General features: G+C 72.9%; 16 protein-coding genes, 1 pseudogene and 2 CRISPR repeat arrays. Of the genes and pseudogenes, 6 read left to right on the forward strand and 11 right to left on the reverse strand.

What is annotated here, in order from left to right:
- Nucleotides 1-11: 11 nt before the first annotated feature.
- Nucleotides 12-1250 carry an alginate lyase family protein gene (locus ACL02R_RS03710; protein ID WP_412795381.1) on the reverse strand — a complete coding sequence of 413 codons (1239 nt, stop codon included), beginning with the start codon at nt 1248-1250 and terminating at the stop codon, nt 12-14.
- Nucleotides 1251-1661: 411 nt separating this feature from the next.
- On the opposite strand from ACL02R_RS03710, the gene ACL02R_RS03715 reads away from it, so the two are divergent.
- Entirely contained in the window at nt 1662-2228 is a 567-nt protein-coding gene (locus tag ACL02R_RS03715; RefSeq protein ID WP_412795382.1) for a hypothetical protein, read from the forward strand.
- A gap of 64 nt (nt 2229-2292) precedes the next feature.
- Here the strand turns inward: ACL02R_RS03715 and ACL02R_RS03720 are convergent, their stop codons facing one another.
- The 7 genes from ACL02R_RS03720 to ACL02R_RS03750 are packed head-to-tail and all read right to left on the reverse strand — an operon-like array spanning nt 2293 to nt 9124.
- Nucleotides 2293-3678 carry an alkaline phosphatase family protein gene (locus ACL02R_RS03720; RefSeq protein ID WP_412795383.1) on the reverse strand — a complete coding sequence of 462 codons (1386 nt, stop codon included), beginning with the start codon at nt 3676-3678 and terminating at the stop codon, nt 2293-2295.
- Entirely contained in the window at nt 3675-4865 is a 1191-nt protein-coding gene (eboE, locus tag ACL02R_RS03725) for a metabolite traffic protein EboE (RefSeq protein WP_412795384.1), read from the reverse strand. The genes ACL02R_RS03720 and eboE overlap by 4 nt, the downstream gene beginning before the upstream one ends.
- A 6-nt stretch (nt 4866-4871) precedes the next feature.
- On the reverse strand, nt 4872-5738 hold the full coding sequence (locus tag ACL02R_RS03730; RefSeq protein WP_412795433.1) for a TatD family hydrolase: 867 nt from the start codon (nt 5736-5738) through the stop codon (nt 4872-4874).
- Nucleotides 5738-6331, reverse strand: coding sequence for an EboA domain-containing protein (locus ACL02R_RS03735; RefSeq protein WP_412795385.1), 594 nt, complete (start codon nt 6329-6331; stop codon nt 5738-5740). Before ACL02R_RS03735 ends, ACL02R_RS03730 begins: the two co-directional genes overlap by 1 nt.
- On the reverse strand, nt 6325-7200 hold the full coding sequence (locus tag ACL02R_RS03740) for a sugar phosphate isomerase/epimerase family protein (protein ID WP_412795386.1): 876 nt from the start codon (nt 7198-7200) through the stop codon (nt 6325-6327). Before ACL02R_RS03740 ends, ACL02R_RS03735 begins: the two co-directional genes overlap by 7 nt.
- A complete protein-coding gene (locus ACL02R_RS03745; protein WP_412795387.1) occupies nt 7197-8066 on the reverse strand; it encodes an SCO3242 family prenyltransferase in 870 nt (289 codons plus the stop codon). Before ACL02R_RS03745 ends, ACL02R_RS03740 begins: the two co-directional genes overlap by 4 nt.
- On the reverse strand, nt 8063-9124 hold the full coding sequence (locus ACL02R_RS03750; RefSeq protein ID WP_412795388.1) for an inositol-3-phosphate synthase: 1062 nt from the start codon (nt 9122-9124) through the stop codon (nt 8063-8065). Before ACL02R_RS03750 ends, ACL02R_RS03745 begins: the two co-directional genes overlap by 4 nt.
- A gap of 437 nt (nt 9125-9561) precedes the next feature.
- Between ACL02R_RS03750 and ACL02R_RS03755 the strand changes: the two genes are divergently transcribed.
- The 4 genes and pseudogenes from ACL02R_RS03755 to ACL02R_RS03770 all read left to right on the forward strand — a co-directional run.
- On the forward strand, nt 9562-10152 hold the full coding sequence (locus ACL02R_RS03755) for an AAA family ATPase (protein WP_412795389.1): 591 nt from the start codon (nt 9562-9564) through the stop codon (nt 10150-10152).
- A 66-nt stretch (nt 10153-10218) separates the two neighbouring features.
- Nucleotides 10219-10575, forward strand: coding sequence for a cupin domain-containing protein (locus ACL02R_RS03760; RefSeq protein ID WP_412795390.1), 357 nt, complete (start codon nt 10219-10221; stop codon nt 10573-10575).
- Nucleotides 10576-10595: 20 nt separating this feature from the next.
- On the forward strand, nt 10596-11204 hold the full coding sequence (locus ACL02R_RS03765; RefSeq protein WP_412795391.1) for a DUF4865 family protein: 609 nt from the start codon (nt 10596-10598) through the stop codon (nt 11202-11204).
- Between the two features lie 52 nt (nt 11205-11256).
- A CRISPR array of direct repeats spans nt 11257-12465; the repeat unit is 37 nt; unit sequence GTTGCGATCCTCAGCCATCCCGGAGGGTGGCTGCCAC.
- Between the two features lie 307 nt (nt 12466-12772).
- Nucleotides 12773-12874, forward strand: a pseudogene (locus ACL02R_RS03770) (GrpB family protein); the annotation flags it as partial.
- Nucleotides 12875-13238: 364 nt separating this feature from the next.
- Here the strand turns inward: ACL02R_RS03770 and ACL02R_RS03775 are convergent.
- The 3 genes from ACL02R_RS03775 to ACL02R_RS03785 all read right to left on the reverse strand — a co-directional run bounded on the left by ACL02R_RS03775 (nt 13239) and on the right by ACL02R_RS03785 (nt 15857).
- On the reverse strand, nt 13239-14045 hold the full coding sequence (locus tag ACL02R_RS03775) for an LAETG motif-containing sortase-dependent surface protein (protein ID WP_412795392.1): 807 nt from the start codon (nt 14043-14045) through the stop codon (nt 13239-13241).
- 130 nt (nt 14046-14175) lie between these two features.
- Nucleotides 14176-14601 carry a hypothetical protein gene (locus ACL02R_RS03780; protein WP_412795393.1) on the reverse strand — a complete coding sequence of 142 codons (426 nt, stop codon included), beginning with the start codon at nt 14599-14601 and terminating at the stop codon, nt 14176-14178.
- A 68-nt stretch (nt 14602-14669) separates the two neighbouring features.
- A complete protein-coding gene (locus ACL02R_RS03785; protein ID WP_412795434.1) occupies nt 14670-15857 on the reverse strand; it encodes a cytochrome P450 in 1188 nt (395 codons plus the stop codon).
- A gap of 147 nt (nt 15858-16004) precedes the next feature.
- A CRISPR array of direct repeats spans nt 16005-16334; the repeat unit is 37 nt; unit sequence GTTGCGATCCTCAGCCGCCCCGGAAGGTGGCTGCCAC.
- 65 nt (nt 16335-16399) lie between these two features.
- Here ACL02R_RS03785 and ACL02R_RS03790 point away from each other — a divergent pair.
- Nucleotides 16400-18766, forward strand: a complete 2367-nt coding sequence (locus ACL02R_RS03790) for a CRISPR-associated endonuclease Cas3'' (RefSeq protein WP_412795394.1) — start codon at nt 16400-16402, stop codon at nt 18764-18766.
- The last annotated feature ends 229 nt before the right edge of the window (nt 18767-18995 follow it).

Genomic DNA, 18995 nt, shown 5'->3' on the forward strand with positions numbered 1-18995 from the left:
GGGGAGGCTGCTCAGTTGGGCTGGTTGGCGTGGGTCAGGGTCTCCCAGGCGACGAACAGGTTGTTGGTGCCCTGCGGGCGGCTGCGCTCGGTGTACGTCTGGGTGTTGGTCATGGCGATGCCCATCCGGGTGTGCAGGCCGTTGAAGCCCACCTCGGTGACCGGCCCGAGGCCGCGGTGGACCGTGCCGCCGCACAGCCAGGACGGCGGGGCCTCGCCCAGCTCGTACCGCGACTGGAAGCCGAGGGCGTGCCGGAGGCGTTCGGAGACCTGCGGGTACAGGTCCTGGCCCTGGATGCGGCTGGTCTCCGCGACGTGCGAGATGGACGACAGGCCGTAGCCGGTGTGGGTGAAGTCGCGGCAGGTCTCCTGGGTCAGGCCGGTGACGAACGTGGACTGGCCCTGCCAGTAGTTGATGATCTCCTGGCGCGTGTCGAGGCCGCTGCCGGGCACGGTGCGGGGCAGCGCGCCGTCCGACTCCAGGTAGATGAACGCCTGGACGCGGTTGAGGAAGCGCGTGACGGACCGGTCGTACGCGGCGCGGTCCTCCAGGTAGACGGAGATGCCGATGGCGGCCTCCATCATGGTGAGTTCCCAGTTGCCGTTGCTGTTCGAGCCGTTGATGATCTCGGGCAGGTAGACGTTGCGCAGCATGGTGCCGAAGCGCGCCTGGCCCGGCCAGTTGCCGTAGGTGTAGCGGATGATCTCGGCGGCGCGCGGCCACACCGAGCCCGCCCAGCCGGTCTGGAGCGGCGCGTTGCTGTTGGTGTGGTCGCGGATGGTGGCCGACCAGGCGTCCATCAGCTCGATCGACTTCTGCGCGTACCTGGCGTCCTGGGTGATGTACCAGGCGAGGGCGGTGGTGTACGCGGCGATCGCGTCCTCGCGCTCGTCGGTGCAGCCGTTGTTGGGGTTGGAGTACGAGCCGCACTCGACGACCGCGCGCGGGCGCGGGACGCGGGAGAGCGACGCGTACCGCGAGGACATCATCTGGCTGTACGCGCTCGCCCACGGCTGGGCGCCCGCCTGGACGCGTCCGCGCACGAAGTCGAGCTGGGGCCGGCTGACGTGGACGCCGGGGTGGGTGAAGGTGGCGGGCGCGGCGTACGCGGCGGGTGGGCCGTCGGGCGCGGCGCCGTCCGGGTCGGCGGGGGCGGCGCCCGCGCCACTGGGGAGGAGCGCGACGAGGAGCGCGGCGAAGATCGCGAGGAGCGCCGCCGCTCGTCTGGACCTGTAGGGGCTTGTGGACATGTGGGGGACGCCTTCCGGGAGGCTACGGGGACGGCGGTGCCGGTCCCGCCGGGAGTCAGATACATGAACGATGAACTCCCATATGAACACCGGCTGCTGCTGACGCTAGGACTGGACCAATGGACCGTCAAGGCGCGCGCGGATTCCCGGAACAAGCCGCCGCACGGGCCGCACCCCCGCGGCAGGGCAGTGCGGAAAGGCGTCGGGCGGGGCGCCGGAACACCGCCCCGCCTCCCGGGCCCAATCCCCCGGCAACCGATTCCGTTCGCGAATCAACTAAACTTTCGACGCCGCGCCCGAGCGTGCGCGACACCCCGGGAACCCGGTCTCCGCGCGTCAACTGACAGCCTGTCGGTGACCGGTGCTCCGACGAGAGTCACGAACCTCAAATGGCCCTCAAGAAACCCCCGCGTGACCTGTTTCACTGCCATCCTGCCGCCCATGTACGAGATACTCGCGGCGGAGGCGACGACTCCCCAGTGGATCGCCGCGATCGCCTCCGTCATCAGCGCACTGGGCGGAGCCGCCGGTTTCGCCGCTCTCGTGATCACCCTCAAACGGCGCAGGACCGCGACCCGCCTCCCGCCCTTCGAGCTCCGCCGACTCCTTCACGAACTGGAAGAGATGCTCGGCGAACTGATCTCCAACGGGGGGATGCCGACCGACTGGTTCCTCGCCCCGGAGCAGCGCCGCACCAGCCAGCTCCTCGCGTCCTACTCGGGCCTGCTCGCCGACGACGAGCTGAACGCGCTCGTGAGCCAGGCGCGCGTCGCCGCCGACGACTGCTGGGCGGCCGCCCCGCCGGTCCTGCCGGGTGCCGCGGCGGCCGGGCTGCCGCCCACCGAGCTGGCCGAGATCGATCAGCGGCTCGAACGGCAGCTGGAGCAGGCGCGTACGGGCCGCGACGTCCTGCTGCGGGCCATCTCGCGCCTCGACGAGCTGGTGCGGGAGTCCACGCGGACCAGGACCCCGGTGTGACGGCGCCCGCCCGTTCCACGTCCTGCGCGGGACGGGGACGGGCGGGCGTGGGGCGCGGGCAGGGTCAGGCGTCCTGCGCCAGGCCGTGCAGCCGCAGCAGGAGGTCCTTCACGCCGGTGGCGGGCACAGGCTCGCCGGTGAGCGCGTCCGGGTCCGAGCAGAGCAGGACGGGCCCGTTCCGCTCGTCGTCGGGCAGCCGCCCGTGGCTGCCGCGGACCCACGAGGCGTCCAGCGGCACGACGTTCATCCGGTAGCGCAGGCCCAGCTTCTTGCGGGCGAGGGCGAGCGCGGCGCGCGGCTTGGCCATCCGGTCGGCGGGGTCGAAGAACAGCTCGGCCGGGTCGTAGCCCGGCTTGCGGTGGATCTCGACGATCGGCGCGTAGTCGGGGGCGCGCGCGTCGTCGAGCCAGTGGTAGTACGTGAACCAGGCGTCCGGGTCGGCCATGGCGACGAGTTCGCCGGACCTGGGGTGGTCGAGCCCCTGGGCGGCCTGGCCCTTGGCGTCCAGGACCTCGGCGACGCCGGGCAGTTCGGACAGCACCTCGCGGGTGCGTTCCATGTCCTCGGGCCTGCGGACGTAGACGTGCGCGATCTGGTGGTCGGCGACGGCGAACGCGCGGGACACCCACGGGTCCAGGTACTCCATGCCCGCCTGCTCGTACGTCTCCAGCAGACCGGCGAGCCGCAGCGCCCGGTTGATGTGAACGGGCCGGTTCACCGCCGTGATGCCGTACTCCGACAGGACGACGACCGTCGCGTCCGCCGCCTCCGCCTCGGCGAGCAGGGGCCGCAGCACGCCGTCGAGTTCGGCCGCCGCCGCGCGCGCCTCGGGGCCGTCCGGGCCGAAGCGCTGGAGGTCGTAGTCGAGATGGGGCAGGTAGACGAGGGTGAGGTCCGGGCGGTTGCGGCGCAGCAGGTGCACGGCGGCGTCGGCGATCCAGCGGGACGACGCGATGGAGGCGGTCGGCCCCCAGTACTGGAAGAGGGGGAACGGACCGAGGCGGGACGTCAGTTCGTCGTGCAGTGACGGGGGCCTGGTGTAGCAGTCGGGGTCCTTGCGGCCGTCCGCGTGGTAGATCGGGCGGGGAGTGACGGTGAAGTCGGTGTCGGCACCCATGGCGTACCACCAGCAGACGTTGGCCACCGTGTAGCCCGGGTCGGCGCGGCGGGCGGCGTCCCAGATCTTGTCGCCGCCGACGAGCGCGTTGTGCTGGCGCCACAGGAGGACGTCGCCGAGGCCGCGGAAGTACCAGCCGTTGCCGACGATGCCGTGTGCGGACGGGGGTTCGCCGGTGAGGAACGTGGCCTGGGCCGAGCAGGTCACGGCGGGCAGGACCGTGCCCAGGGGCGCGCGTGAGCCGTTGCCGGCCAGGCGGGCGAGGCTGGGGATGTGGTCCAGGAGGTCGGGGGTGAGACCGACGACGTCGATCACGACCAGGCGGCGGGTCATGCCTCCTCCTTCAGTCCGAGGGTGAGCAACATGTCGCGGGCGACGGCAAGTTCGGCGGCGATGCCGTCCGCCAGCCCGCCGGGGGTGGTGGGGCGCAGCGCGGGCGGCAGGACCTCCCAGGTGTACGTCTCGACCTCCAGGTGGCGGGCGAGCGGCGCGGGGCCGCCGGCGAGGTGGGTGAGGACGCGTTCGAGGACGGGCAGCGTGGCGGAGAGCGGCGGCGCGGGGCGGGCGTTCAGGGGGATGTGGTGGTGGACGCGCCAGGGGCCGCGGGCGGGGAGCGGCTCGGGTCCGGTCAGGGCCTCGTCCAGGTCGTCGCGGGCGAGCACGCCCTCGGGGCCCGCGGCGGCCCGTTCGCGGGTCTGGTGGAGGAAGCGCGGCTCGGCGAACGCGGCGAGGGCCGCCCGTACGCCCGGGTCGTCCGGCTCGTCGGCGTGGAGCGCGGCGGACAGCTGGGCCTTGACGACGGGCACCCCGGCGGCGGTGAGGGCGGGGACGGCCTCGTCGGGGTCCTCGAAGGCCGTGGCGAGATGGCAGGTGTCCACGCAGACGCCGACCCGGTGGGGCGGGGGCGCGCCGGGTCCGGTGAGGATGGCGGCGGCCTGGGCGGTCGTCTCGATGATGCAGCCCGGCTCGGGTTCGAGGGCGACGCGGATCGAGCGGCCGGTGGCCTCCTGGAGACGGTCGAGCGTGGCGGACAGCGCGGTGAGGCGGTCGAGGGAGCGGGCGCGGGCCTCGGGCGGGAAGGGGGTGCGCCAGGCGAGCGGGAGGGTGGAGATGGCGCCCTCGGGTTCGTCGTCGGGCAGGAGGGCGGCGAGGACGCGGGCGAGGGCGGCGGTGTGGTCGAGGCGTTCGGCGGTGGTCCAGTCGGGCTGGTAGACGCGGTACTTGACGCGGTCGGAGCCGAAGCCGCGGTAGGGGAAGCCGTTCAGGGTGACGACTTCGAGGCCGTTGCGGCGCAGGGTCTCGCGCAGGAGGGCGAGGGCGGCGGGGTCGGTGTCCAGGGTGTGGGCGGCCTCGTGGGCGAGCCACAGGCCGATGCCGAGGCGGTCACGGCCGAGGCGTTCCCGTACGGGCAGGCAGTGGTCGCGGAGTTGGGCGAGGACGCCGTCCAGGGTCTCGGCGGGGTGGACGTTGGTGCAGTAGGCGAGGTGCACCAGCGAGCCGTCGGGGTGGCGGAAGCGCATGGGCGGTCACCGCCCTGCCGGGGTGGCGGGGGCGCCGCGCAGGATGGAGTTGCCCTCGAACGTGGCGGGGTTGGCGCGGTCGCCGAGTTCGAGCCGTCCGCTCTGGCCGTAGAACTCGACGGGGTTGCGCCACAGCACGCGGTCCACGTCGTCGTCGGTGAAGCCCGCCGCGAGCATGGCGTTGCCGACCTTGAGCGTCTTCAGCGGGTCGCTCTTGCCCCAGTCGGCGGCCGAGTTGACCAGGACGCGCTCCAGGCCGTACTCCTTCAGGACGCGGACCATGCGGTCCTCGTCCATCTTCGTGTCGGGGTAGACGGAGAAGCCCATCCAGCAGCCGGAGTCGGCGGCGCGGGCGACCGTCACCTCGTTCAGGTGGTCCACGGCGACGCGGCCGGGCGCGATGCCCGACTCGGCGACGACGGCGAGGGTGCGGTCGAGACCTGCCGGCTTGTCGCGGTGCGGGGTGTGGACGAGGGCGGGCAGCTCGTGCCGGACGGCGAGTTCGAGCTGGGCGGCGAGGGCGTGGTCCTCGGCGGGGGTCATCGAGTCGTAGCCGATCTCGCCGACCGCGACGACGTTGTCCTTGTCGAGGTAGCGCGGCAGCTCCTCCAGGACGGGCACGCAGCGCGGGTCGTTGGCCTCCTTGGGGTTGAGCGCGATGGTGCAGTGGTGCGCGATGCCGTACTGCGCGGCGCGGTACGGCTCCCAGCCGAGGAGCGAGTCGAAGTAGTCGAGGAAGCTGCCGACCGAGGTGCGGGGCTGGCCGAGCCAGAACGCGGGCTCCACCAGGGCTTCGACGCCCGCCGCCCGCATCGCCTCGTAGTCGTCGGTGGTGCGGGACGACATGTGGATGTGGGGGTCGAAGATGCGCATCATGCCTCCTGGCCGGTCGCGGCGGGCGGGGTGGTCTCGGCTGGCGGGGTGGTTTGGGCTGGCGGGGTTAGGGCGAGGACGGTGGGCACGTCGGGCGGCACGGGACGGCCCGCGGCGGTCCGTTCGGCGGCGAAGTCGGCGAGCATACGGGCCAGTTCGGCGTCGGCGCGGTCGGCGAGCCGGTCGACGGCGGCGACCGGGACACCCGTGAACACGCACTTCAGCACGGCGTGCCGCCACAGGTGCTGGTCGAGGTGGCGACCCGCGTAGGGGCCGACGGCGGCCTCGATGAGCCGCGTGTCGTTGGCGCGCAGCGCGTCCTCGACCAGCGGCAGCGCGGCGTCGCCGACGGGCAGTCCGGGCAGCGCGAGGAGGACGGCGCGGCGCTCCCCCGCGTCGCCCCGCTCGTACAGGCGCGTGACGGTGGCGGTGCCGGCGCGGGCGCCGCGCAGCAGCAGGACGCGGAACGCCTCGGCGGCGTCCCGGCCGACGCGGCGGCGCGCGGCGGTGAACTCCCGCTCCCACGCGTCGCCTTCCAGGGCGTCCCGGAGCAGGGCGCGGGCCTGCGGCGGCAGGTCGGTCTCGGTCAGCACGGGGCGGTCTCCCGGTGGGCGGCTCGGAGGAAGTCGAGGGAGCGGCGGGCCAGTTCGGGCCCGGCGTGGGAGTGGCGCGGCAGCTCGACGGAGACGAGCCCGCCGTAGCCCGCCGCCTGGAGCGCGGCGAGGACGGGCGGGAAGTCGATCTCGCCGTCCCCGAACGGCAGGTGCTCGTGCACGCCGCGCCGCATGTCGTCCATCTGGACGTGCGCCAGCCACGGCGCGGCGGCCGTGACGCAGGCGGGCACCGGCTCGGGTTCGAGGCAGCGGCAGTGCCCGATGTCCAGGGTCAGGGCGAGGCCGGGCGGGTCGCCGAGCAGGTGCCGCAGCACGTGGAACGCGCCGATGGTGTCGAGGAGATGGCCCGGCTCCGGCTCCACGGCGAGCGGCACCCCGGCGGCCTGCGCGTCGGCGAGCACCGGCGTGAGCGCGTCGGCCAGCCGCGCCCAGCCCTCGTCCGCGCCGGTGCCGGGCGGGAGGAGGCCGCTGAAGCAGTGGACGGCCGTCGCGCCGAGGTCCGCCCCGACGCGTACGGCCGTGCGCAGCATGGCGACGCGGCGGGCGCGGTCGTCCCGGTCGGGGTCGAGCAGCCCCGGGCCGTGCTTGCGCGCCGGGTCGAGCACGTAGCGCGCGCCGGTCTCGACGGCGACGGCCAGGCCCAGCGCGTCGAGGCGGCGGGCGACGTGGGCGACGCGGTCGGGGAGGTCGGGGGCGCAGGGGTCGAGGTGCATGTGGTCGAGGGTGAGGGCGACGCCCGCGTAGCCGAGGTCGGCGAGGAGGCCGAGGGCGTCGTCGAGCCGCAGGTCCGTCAGGCCGTTGGTGCCGTACGCGAACCGGGGCGGCGGCGTGGCGGTGCGGCCGGTCATGTCGGGGTCACCTTCCGGGAGAGCCGCCGGGCGGCGGCCAGGGTGGCGAGCAGTCCTGGGACGGCGAGGGGCCTGCCGTGGCGTGCGGCGAGCGCCGCCTGGAGCGGCAGCATCGCCTGGAGCCCGCCGACGACCCCGCCGCGCACCCGGTCGGCGCTGGGGACGCGTGCGGCGTCCACGAGGGGGCGGCCCGCGGTCCAGGCGTACGCGGCGGCGGCCGTGCGGGTCGCTTGCGGGGCGGCGTCGCGGCCGGTGGCGGTGAGCGCGGCGGTGATGGCGGTGGTGGCGCCGAGGGAGGCGAGCGGCGCGGACCGGGGGCCGCCGTACGCCTCGTGCCGGGACAGGGAGGTGACGGAATAGGTGTGCGCGCCGACGAGCGCGGCCGGGGCGGCGGCGGGCACGACGGAACGGCCGGTGGCGGCGGCGCCGAGGAGGACGTCGAGCGAACGGGCGGCGGCCATCGTCGCCGGTCCGGCCGGGGTGTGCTTGAGGCCGAGGTCGTACGCCCACGCCGCGGCGGCCACGGCGGTCGCGGTGACGGCGGCGGCGCGGGACCTCGTGGCGGCCAGGGCGATCCCGGCGGCGGTGAGGCCCCCCGCTGCGGCGAGGGCGGCGGCGGGCTTCACGCGCCCCGACGGGATGGGGCGGCCGGGCCGCTCCTCGGCGTCGATCTCGCGGTCGGCCCAGTCGTTGAGCGCCATCCCCGCCCAGTACAGGCACAGGGAGGCTCCGGCGGCGGGCAGGAGGCGGCGTACGGGGGCGCCGCCCGCCGCGGCGGCGCCCGCGAGGACGTCGCCGGGGACGGTGAGGGCGGCGGGGCCGCGCAGGAGCTGTATCCAGGCGGCGGCGGTGCGCGACCGGGTCACGGGCGGGTCCGGAAGGACTCCGCGAGCGCGAGCAGTTCGGCGTGCTGCCCGGCGAGGTCGGCGGGGCCCGCGTCCGGGTCCTTGAAGAACCAGGAGCAGCCCGGCAGTTCACCGGCCGTCCCGGCAGCGTGCGCGCGGGCGACGATGCGGGTCAGGTCGAGGACGAGCGGTGCGGCGAGCGCGGAGTCGCAGCCCTGCCAGATCGTCTGGAGGACCATGCGCGTGCCGAGGAAGCCGTCGAACGCGACGTGGTCCCAGGCGGTCTTCCAGTCGCCGAGGGCGGGGACGTTGTCGATGTGTGTGGTGCCCTCGGGTGTCTCGCCGAGGATGTCGGCGAGGACCCGGGCCTTGCCCGCGTTCTTGGCCGCGGCGGCGGCCGGGTCGGCGAGGGTGGCGCCGTCGCCGCCGCCGAGGAGGTTCGCGCCGGACCAGGACCGCACCTGGAGGGCGCGCTGCGCGAACATCGGCGCGAGCGCGGTGCGCAGGAGCGTCTGGCCGGTCTTTCCGTCGCGGCCGGCGAACGGCAGCCCGGCGGCGCGCGCCCGTTCGGCGAGCCCCGGGGCGCGCATGCCGGTGGCCGGCGTGAAGTTGACGTAAGGACAGCCCGCCTCGATGGCGGCGGCCGCGTACGCGGTGCTGATCGACGCGTCGGTCTCGGTGCTCGCCACGTTGACGACGACCGTGCGGGCGAGGCCGTGGCGGCGGGTGAAGTCGGCGATGTCGTCGGCGAGCCGGTCGCCCGGGACCTTGATCTCCGCGTCGGCGGCGGCGAGTTCGGCGGCGACCGCGGTGGGCAGGCCGTGCGGCAGGACGCCGTTCTCCACGAGCTGCTCGGCGCGTTTGGGCAACGGGGTGGTGGCGGTGTCGTGGCCGCCGATCACGAGGCTGTCCAGGGCGGGCAGCCCGCAGTCGGTGAACGGGGGCAGGGCGGTGACCAGGCCGGTGGACGGGAAGAGTCCCGCCGCCAGGGCGGCCCGGCCGGTGATCGTGGTCGTGGCGACGGAGCCTCGGGCGCCGATGAGCCACAGGCCGGTGCGTTCGGGGGCGTCGGGGGTCATGGGGGGACTCCTTCTTCCGAGAGGCCGGTACCGCTGGTGGTGCCAGGGATCGCGCGGGCAGCCGCCGGTCACCGGCCTCGGTCGGGGACCTGGCGGGGACGGGCGGCGACGGGAGGGGTGTCAGAGGGTACGGATACGGTGACGGGTGCGGATGCGGTGACGGGAACGGGCGGATCGGGACGAGATCGGAATCGTTCGCGCGCGTGCGCCCTCCGGATGCGCACGAGAGGATGAACCGTCGGTGCACCGGAACCGCTGGCGCGCGCCGCCGCGCCGGAGGCCTGGTGACCCGCGAGTAAGCCGGTACGGACAGTGAAGGTAGCCACTTTCCCTCGCACGGGAAACCCTTTTGACACAGAAAGCGTGTACTTCCTCTCGGAGAAGGACAAAGGGCGTCACGGGTGGGGCTGCTGGTGCCTGTGGGACGGAAGGTGCCGATGATCCCGATCAGTTCCGATCACCCAGACCCCACCCACCCCGTCCAGCACACGGGCCCCGCGCGCGGCGGAACGGGGTCGGCCACGACCCGGCTCATCGTGCTGCGCGGCAACTCGGCCTCGGGCAAGTCCTCGGTCGCCGCCGGGGTGCGCGCACGGTACGGGCGCGGCCTCGCCCTCGTCGGCCAGGACAACCTGCGGCGGACCGTGCTGCGCGAGAAGGACATCCCGGGCGGCGCGAACATCGGCCTCATCGAGACCGTCGTCCGCTACGCGCTCGACCACGGGTACCACGTCGTGCTCGAAGGCATCCTGTACGCGGCGCACTACGGCGACATGCTGGCGGCTCTGCGACGCGACCACCGGGGGCTGACGCGCCACTTCTACCTCGACGTCCCGTTCGCCGAGACGCTGCGGCGGCACGCGACGAAGCCGCAGGCGGCGGAGTACGGCGAGCGGGAGATGCGGTCGTGGTACCGGCCGCTGGACCTGCTGCCCGGCGGGATGGAGACGGTCGTGGCGGCGGCGAGCACGCTGGCGGAGACGGTGGACCGCGTACTGCGGGACGCGCGGCTCGCCTGTACCTACTAGTATGTATGCTGCTCGCGTGAGCACGGCGGGACCGCCGCCGGCAGAGAGAACGGACGACCTTTTCGCATGCACGTCTCCGCCACCCCCAGACACACCGACGCCGCGCCACCCGAGTGGGTCACCGGCGCGGCCTGGGTGGACGAACTCGCCGTTCCAGAAGGACCTTCACGCGTCCGGGTGGACAGCGTCCACTTCGCACCCGGCGCCCGCACCGCATGGCACCGGCACCCGTTCGGCCAGGTCCTGCACGTCACCGAGGGCACCGGGCGCGCCCAGTCGCGCGGCGGAGCGGTGCGGACGCTGCGGCCGGGCGACACCGTGCGCGTGGCGCCCGGCGAGTGGCACTGGCACGGCGCCGCCCCGGACACGTTCATGACCCACCTGGCCGTCCAGGAGGTCGCCGACTCCGCATACCTCTCCTGACCGCGAAAGGCACGACCACCATGTACGCCAAGCAGTACGAGATCACGCTGCCCGCCGACTACGACATGGGCATCATCCGCGAACGGGTGGCCAAGGGCGGCCACGTCCTCGACGACCGCGCGGGCCTGGGCCTGAAGGCCTACGTGATCCGCGAACGCGGCATCGACGGCTCCCCGGTGAACCAGTACGCGCCCTTCTACCTGTGGAACGACACCGGCGCGATGGCACAGTTCCTCGTCGGGGGCGGCGGATTCCACAACATCATCCGGGACTTCGGCCGCCCGGCCGTACGGCACTGGACCGGCATCGCCACCGTCACCGGCCCCGCCCGTTCGACACCCCCCGAGGCGGCCTCACGCCGCCTCACCGCCCTCCCCACCGACCCGGACGGCTCCGGCCTGGGCCTCGCGGGACGGATCGAACGGGAGACGGAGGAACTACGGGAACTGGCAGGCCATGAGGACATCCACACGGCCGCGCTGGCATTCGACCCGCACCACTGGCAGTTGATGCGGTTCATCCTGTGGCGGGACAACTCGACACGGGACGAGGACGCGACAGAGCAGTACAAGGTGCTGCACCTGTCATCCCCCGACCTGCCCAACCTGCCGAACGGCCGTTCCTGGTAAGGACACAGCCACCCGCCACATCATCGGGAACACCGCACACCCAGACCTTCGCATTGCGATCCCCAGCCACCCCGAAGGGTGGCTGCCACCGCCTTCCGCCGAAGCTGGAACGCAGACCAGGGGAGGTTGCGATCCCCAGCCACCCCGGAGGGTGGCTGCCACCACGGTGCCGATGTCCGGACGTGAGAGGAGCAGGTCGTTGCGATCCTCAGCCATCCCGGAGGGTGGCTGCCACGGTCATCCAAGGCCGCGTCCGCCAACTCCTTCTCGTTGCGATCCTCAGCCATCCCGGAGGGTGGCTGCCACGCCGGTCGAGCACCAAGGCATCGAAGGGCGCGTTGTGTTGCGATCCTCAGCCATCCCGGAGGGTGGCTGCCACATCCAGTCGGAGAAGCGTTCGTTGGTGTGGTCGTCCAGTTGCGATCCTCAGCCATCCCGGAGGGTGGCTGCCACGGGGCGTGGCTGATGGCCGGCCGCTGGACGTCGGCGGGTTGCGATCCTCAGCCATCCCGGAGGGTGGCTGCCACAGCGCGCGCATGACCGGGGCCTGCTGCCCCGGCACGTTGCGATCCTCAGCCATCCCGGAGGGTGGCTGCCACCATCGGCGTCCATGCGGTAGACGGACACGACGTCGTTGCGATCCTCAGCCATCCCGGAGGGTGGCTGCCACCACGGCGCGCCGCGGCGCGCCTCGCCGCCCGCTACGCCACGTTGCGATCCTCAGCCATCCCGGAGGGTGGCTGCCACGTGACCAGCTCGTGGGTGTAGCCCGCCTTGAGGTCGCGTTGCGATCCTCAGCCATCCCGGAGGGTGGCTGCCACTTCGGCACGCCGCCGGAGGACCCGACGGCGTGGTGGTTGCGATCCTCAGCCATCCCGGAGGGTGGCTGCCACACCCGGACGGCCCCGACAAGCCCCGAAGGGACCTGTAGTGTTGCGATCCTCAGCCATCCCGGAGGGTGGCTGCCACGAGGATGCCGCCGACGCAGGCGACCATGGCGGTGCCGTTGCGATCCTCAGCCATCCCGGAGGGTGGCTGCCACGTTGGGGACGCTAAGCGTCCAGTTCCCATGTGTACGAGTTGCGATCCTCAGCCATCCCGGAGGGTGGCTGCCACCCCAGGCGAAGCGCGAGGGATGCCGGGTCCGCCGTGGTTGCGATCCTCAGCCATCCCGGAGGGTGGCTGCCACTACCAGAGTCGCTACCCGGGGTCGGCGATGGAGGTGTTGCGATCCTCAGCCATCCCGGAGGGTGGCTGCCACGGCTGTTTAGCAGCTCGTATCGCCCAGCGTAGCCGGTGCATCTGGACGAGGGGAGGGACGAGTTGGGGACAAGCGGACATTCTCCTTCGGTGCGATCCGGGGATTCCTGCCATGCTTGAGGTTCCGAAGTGGTGTTGGAGAGCCGGAGGCCGTGGGTTACATAGCTGCCGATGGCCAGGGCGGTCCGGGGCTCCGGTCCGTGCCTATAACGGTAGCGTGCGGCGGCGTGCCTTTCCCCGATGAAGTGAAGCCGGTCGCCGTCGTTCCCTATCGGGCCGAGTGGCCGGGGCAGTTCGAGCGGCTCGCCGTGCGGTTGCGAATGGCGCCCGGTGGGGTGGTTCTCTGGATCGACCATGTGGGGTCCACGTCGGTGCCCGGCCTCGCGGCGCAGGACTGCGTGGATGTCCAGGTCCGCGTGAAGACCGTCGATCCGGCCGCCAGCATCCCGCCCCTGGCCGCCATCGGCTCTGCCGCCGCCCCGAGCCGTGGAACCGTGCCGAGTGTCGTCCGGGCAGCGCCGCCTTCGCGCCGCCACCCGGCGCGCGGGCCTGCAACGTGCACCTGCGGGAGCGCTGCGGGCCCGGCGCGCTGTACGCGCTGCTGTTCCTCGACTATCTGCGGGCGGACGAAGCGAGTTCAAGCGGCGGCTGGCCGCCAGTGTGCCCGACCTGCCCGCGTACGGGCAGATCAAGGCACCGGCGACAGACGTGCTCGTGGGCGCGGCCGAGCGCTGGGCGGCAGCCACCGGCTGGACCGCGCCCTGACCGACGGCGTCAGGCGTCCGTACGGGCGCCCTTGCGGCGCGCGGCGAGGACGACGCCCGCACCGGCGGCCAGCGCGAGCGCGGCGGCGCCGCCGATCAGCGGGAGTGACGAGTCGGCGCCGGTGTCCGCCAGTTCGGGACCGGTCGGAGCAGGGGCCGGGGCCGGGGTCGCGGACTGGGTCGGCTCGTCCGTGGGCGCGGCGGTGGGCTCATCAGTCGGCTCGTCCGTCGGCACGGGCTCGACCGCGTCCAGGTTGCCCTCGACGTCGAACGTGACACCGGCGTCCTCGCCCCAGCGGCACGCGTCACCCTCCAGCACGTTCATGCTGCCGAAGCTGACGTCCGCGAAGCCGTCCGGGCTCTCGGTCACCTGGACGCGCAGCCGCACCTCGACGTCGTCGCCCGGCTGGACGTCCCGCGCGATGGCGAAGTGGCCCGCCGCCAGGTCGGATTCGAAGGGCACGTCCTGCCAGCCGCCCGGGGCCTGCCACTCGATGTCCACCGGCCAGGAGTCCGCCTCCTCCTCGTCGGTGTACGCCCACAGGTCGGCGTAGACGTAGAGGTTGGCGAGGGGTTCGTCCCCCGCGTTGGTCCAGCGGACGGTCAGTTCGTCCCACTCGCCCGCCACCAGGGCGTCGGGCGCGTCCGTCAGCTCGACGGTCACTGGGACGTCGCCCGCCTCCCCGCCGCACTCGACGCCGTCCGCCGGGGTCACCGGCGCGGCGGGGACCTGCGCCGCCTGCGCCGAGCCCGCGAACGGCAGCAGGACGGCGGACGCCGACGCCGCGGCGACGGCTATGGGGCGGCTGAGCTTCATGCGGGCCTCACAGGTGGCTGACGGAAGATGTCGGTGCTTCGTATGACAGTCACCGGTGGCCGTGCGTTGTACGGGGATGGGTAACGGCCCGGAAGCGGGTTCGTACCCGAACCGAACGGGCGGGCGGGCGTCAGGACGCGTCGCCGTCCAGCAGGCAGAACGCGCGGGCGCCGCTGTGGAAGAGGACGCCGAAGCCGGGGCGGGTGGCGGGCTGTTCGCGGTCCGAGTAGGCGTAGACGCGGACGATCTCGCGGCTTCCCGCGTTGGTGAGGACCGCCGTGACGTAGCTCTCCACGGCGGCCGGGGCCGGGCGTCCGCCGCTCGGCGCGGGAACGTCCACGGAGGCGGGCGCGTCGCCCTCCACCGGCTCCTCCGGATCGGCGTACCGGTCGCTGTCACGCGACTGGACGGTGATGGCGTGGCGCGTCCGCGCGCCGCCTGGCAGGGTCACCGCGACGCCGAAGGGGCGCCGCATACCGTCCGCCCACGGCTCGGCCTCCAGGCCCGCGGCGCGGTAGGTGTCGATGACGAACTGCTGGAAGCGCTCGGGGCGCATGTTCTGTTCCTCCCGGTCGGCTGCTCGGCCCCGAGTCTAGGGACAGCGTGGCGCCGCGCCGGCCGCGTTCACCCGGCAGTGGTGACGCGCAACTCGCGCAGGCCACGGATGACGAACTCCGGGCGGCGGCTCGGCTCGGCGGCGAGGCGCAGGCCGGGCAGGCGGGTGGTGAGGGCGGTGAGGGCGGCGGCGACTTCGGCGCGGGCGAGGGGCGCGCCGACGCAGTAGTGGATGCCGGCGCCGAAGCCGAGATGGGGGTTGGGGGTGCGGCCGATGTCGAGGGTGTCGGGGTCGGTGAAGACGGCGGGGTCGCGGGCCGCGGCGCCGAGGAGGGCGGCGATGCGGTCGCCGGGGGCCAGTTCATGGCCGGCGACGGTGGTGGGGGCGGTCGCGGTGCGTTCGAAGAGCTGGAGGGGCGCGTCGTAGCGGATCAGTTCCTCGATGGCGGTGGGCAGGAGCGCGGGTGAGGCGACGAGGCGGTCCCACTGGTCGCGGTGGCGGAGGAGGGCGAGGACGCCGTTGCCGATGACGTTGACGGTCGCCTCGTGCCCGGCCATCAGCAACAGGACGGCGGTGCCGACGAGTTCGTCGGCCGAGAGGCGGTCGCCGCCGTCGCGCACCGACACGAGGTCGCTGACCAGGTCGTCGCCGGGGTGGCGCGCGCGGTCTTCGGCGAGCGCGGTCAGGTACGCGACGAACTCGGCGGACGCTGCCTCGGCCGCCGCCGCGCCCTCCGGGGGGAGGCCGTACTCGTACATCTTCACGATCGCGTTGGACCACGGCTGGAGGCGGGGGCGGTCGGCGGTGGGGACGCCGAGCAGTTCGGCGATCACCTCGACGGGCAGCGGGGCGGCCAGGTGGGCCAGCAGGTCGGCGGAACCGTCCGCGGCGATCGCGTCGGCGAGGCTGCCGGTCATGGCGTCGGCGATGGCCTGGACGCGGGGCTTGAGGCGTTCGGTGTGGCCGCGGCCGAAGGCGGCGGAGATCAGGCGGCGCAGCCGGGTGTGGCGGGGCGGCTCGGCTTCGAGGAGGGAGTTGCGGTGGAGCATGTTGAAGGCGGGGAACGCGGCGGCGGGCTCCTTGTCTCGCCAGATGCGGCCGGCCGACCGGTCCCGGAGGATCGCGGCGCACGCGGCGTGCGAGACGGCCACGGGCAGCCCGAGCCCCTCGTGCGGGTGCACCGGCCCGCGCTCGCGGAGGGCGGCGAACGCGGGGTAGGGGTCGTCGAGAAACGCGGCATCGGCAGGATCGAACATCACCCCCCGACGTTAACCGCCCAGCCCGACCCCGGCCCAGGGTGTCCCGGATCACACGCATCACTCATCGCTCTGCACGATCCCCGGCCCTCCAGAGGGTGGCTGCCACACCCGCATCACGTCTTCCTCGTACTCGCCCTGCGAGTCGTTGCGATCCTCAGCCGCCCCGGAAGGTGGCTGCCACCTGTACCTCTGCTATACCTCTCGTACAGTGGAGGAGTTGCGATCCTCAGCCGCCCCGGAAGGTGGCTGCCACACCTGCGCGCGGTAGTACCGGCCGCCGCCAGACACGTTGCGATCCTCAGCCGCCCCGGAAGGTGGCTGCCACTCGCAGCGGACTTCGACGGGCTCGGGGCACGGGATGGTGTTGCGATCCTCAGCCGCCCCGGAAGGTGGCTGCCACCCGGCCGCGCTGGCAGGAATCTCGGGCGCTGGGGCGAGTTGCGATCCTCAGCCGCCCCGGAAGGTGGCTGCCACGGCTGTTTACCAGCCTGTATCGCCCAGCGTAGTGCAGTCGTGAAGCCACCAGGCGGGACGAGTTGGTGTTAATCGGGCATTTTCCTTCGGTGCGATCCGGGGATTCCCGCCATACTTGTGGTTCCGAAGCGATGTCCGGCGGGGTGGCAGAGGCGGGCGCTACGGTCGGCGTCATGGTGAGCGTAGTCGCTGAATCCGGCGAACTCTGGGCGCACAGCAGGAGTGCTGTCTCGCGCCGCCGTCATACGTTGGAAGAACATCTGCGGGGAACGTCCGCCTTGGCCCGCGAGTTCGGTGAAGCGTTCGGGGCGGCAGACCTGGCCGCCTACCTGGCGCTCGTCCACGATGTCGGCAAAGCGACATGCACCTGGCAGTGCGCCCTTGTCGAACGCGCTGAGCGGACGGGCGGCCGTGTCGGCGTGCCGCACAAGGAGGCCGGAACCTTCCTCGCGGCGAAGTACGCGGGCAAGCAGTTCGGCGCCGTCGTACAAGGTCATCATGGCGGCCTTCCGGATCTGACGAAACTCCGGAAGATCGTCGACGCGATCCGCGACGGCCGTCACGGCGATCAGGCACTGGTCGATGAAGCGTGCCAGAAGGCAGAGCGCCTGATCCCGGAGGTACGGCGCGCCGGGCCGGTTCCCGCCCCCCGCTGGCTGGCGGCCGTACCCGCCGAGCGTCAGGACCTGGCGATGGACCTCCTGATCCGCATGCTGTTCAGCTGCCTCGTGGATGCCGACTTCCTCGATACCGAGGCCCACTTCGCCGGGCGGACGGTCACTCCCACCCCGTCCGTGGACATGCGCGCCCTGACGGAACGCTTCGAGGAGCGCCGCCGCAAGATGCTCGCGGACCGCCCCCGCGCCAAGGTGGACGACGTCAGGCAGCGCGTCTACGAGGACGTGCTCCGCGCCGCCGAACGCGAGCCGGGCATCTACGTGTTGCATGTTCCGACGGGCGGCGGCAAGACCCTGGCCTCGGCGGGCTTCGCCCTGCACCACGCCGCTCGCCACGGTCTGCGGCGGGTGGTCGTCGCCGTTCCGTTCATCAGCATCACCGAGCAGAACGCCAAGGTCTACCGCGAGTTGCTCGACCCCGAGGACGCGGACGAACGACGCGTCGTGCTGGAGCACCACAGTGCGGTCGATCTGGACGCCGAGGGCGGCGGCCCCTGGATGCGGACCGCCGCCGAGAACTGGGACGCGCCGTTCGTCGTGACGACGACGGTGCAGTTGTTCCAGTCGCTCTTCGCCCGCAAGCCGGCGGCGATGCGCAAGCTGCACCGGCTGGCGGGCTCCGTGCTCGTGCTGGACGAGGTACAGGCGCTGCCGGACCGGCTGTTGGTGCCGATTCTCAGCGCGCTGCGCGGCCTGGTCGAGCACTTCGGCGTGACAGTGGTCCTCGCCTCGGCGACCCAGCCGGACTTCTGGGCGCTGAAGCAGTTGGACGGGGTGTCCCACCGGCAACTGGCTGAGGACCCCGCCTCGTTGTTCACCGATCTCGAACGGGTCCGCTACGAGTGGCGCATGGGGGCGGACGTCAGCTGGGAGTCCGTCGCCGACGAGATCGCCCGGGAAAGTGGCCGTCAGACCCTTGCGGTGGTCAACACGACCAAGGACGCGGCGCTGTTGCACCGGATGCTCCAGGACCGCGCGACAGGACACGTGCTCCACCTGTCCACGCGGATGACGGCCGGCCACCGCCGTCAGACCATCGAGCGTGTCCGCGAACTGCTCGACGCGGGGGCCGAGGTCCGCGTCGTGTCCACGAGCTTGATCGAGGCGGGCGTGGACATCGATTTCCCCCTCGTGTTCCGCGCCTGGGCACCGGCCGAGTCGTTGCAGCAGGCCGCCGGGCGCTGCAACCGGAACGGGCACCTGGACCCGGACCTGGGCACGACGGTGGTCTTTCAGGCACAAGGAGCGGGCCGGCCGGGTGGCGACTCCTTCAAGCGGGCGCTGGACGTGACCGACACCTACTTCGGCCCCGGCGCGGCCGATCCGGACGACCTGGCTGCCCTCAACGCCTACTACGGCACGCGTTTCGCGCTCCAGGGTGGCGGGGCGAAGGGGATGGGGACGGAGATCGACGCCCTTCGTGAGGCCCTGGATTTCCCAGCGGTGGCCCGAGAGTTCCAGATGATCGAGGACGACTTCACCCGGCCGGTGATCGTGATCCGGCCGGACGAGGACGCCGAGCCGATCGAAGCGGACATCGCCGCACTCCGTTCGCCCTACCCCACCGGGCCGGAGCCGCTGCGCCGCTTGCAGCCCCACATCGCCGCGCTCCCCATCCGGGAGGCCGAGGCCGCGCTGACGGCCGGGCTGGCCGATCCGGTCATCGGCGATCTGCTCCTGTGGCGCGGCGCCTACCATCCGGAACGCGGCCTCGACCCGGCGGAACCGGAGGACCGGAGCGGCTTCCTGGTGTGAAGCCCCTTCTCACGGCGGTATCCACACGCTGCTTCTCCGACCGGCCGCCTGGCGGGTCGGTGGCGGTGGCACGCCGGTGGGCGCGCCACTGAGGATCGCAACTACCGCGGCACCAGGGGAGATCGATCGCTTGCGGACATGGATTGGCCCGGGAGAGCCTTCTCCCGGGCCAATCCCGCTCACATGGCGCCAATTTCGAGCAGCTGAGAAATGGCGGACCGCCCATACC

This window comes from Streptomyces sp. MS19 (assembly GCF_047200595.1).
GTDB lineage: Bacteria > Actinomycetota > Actinomycetes > Streptomycetales > Streptomycetaceae > Streptomyces.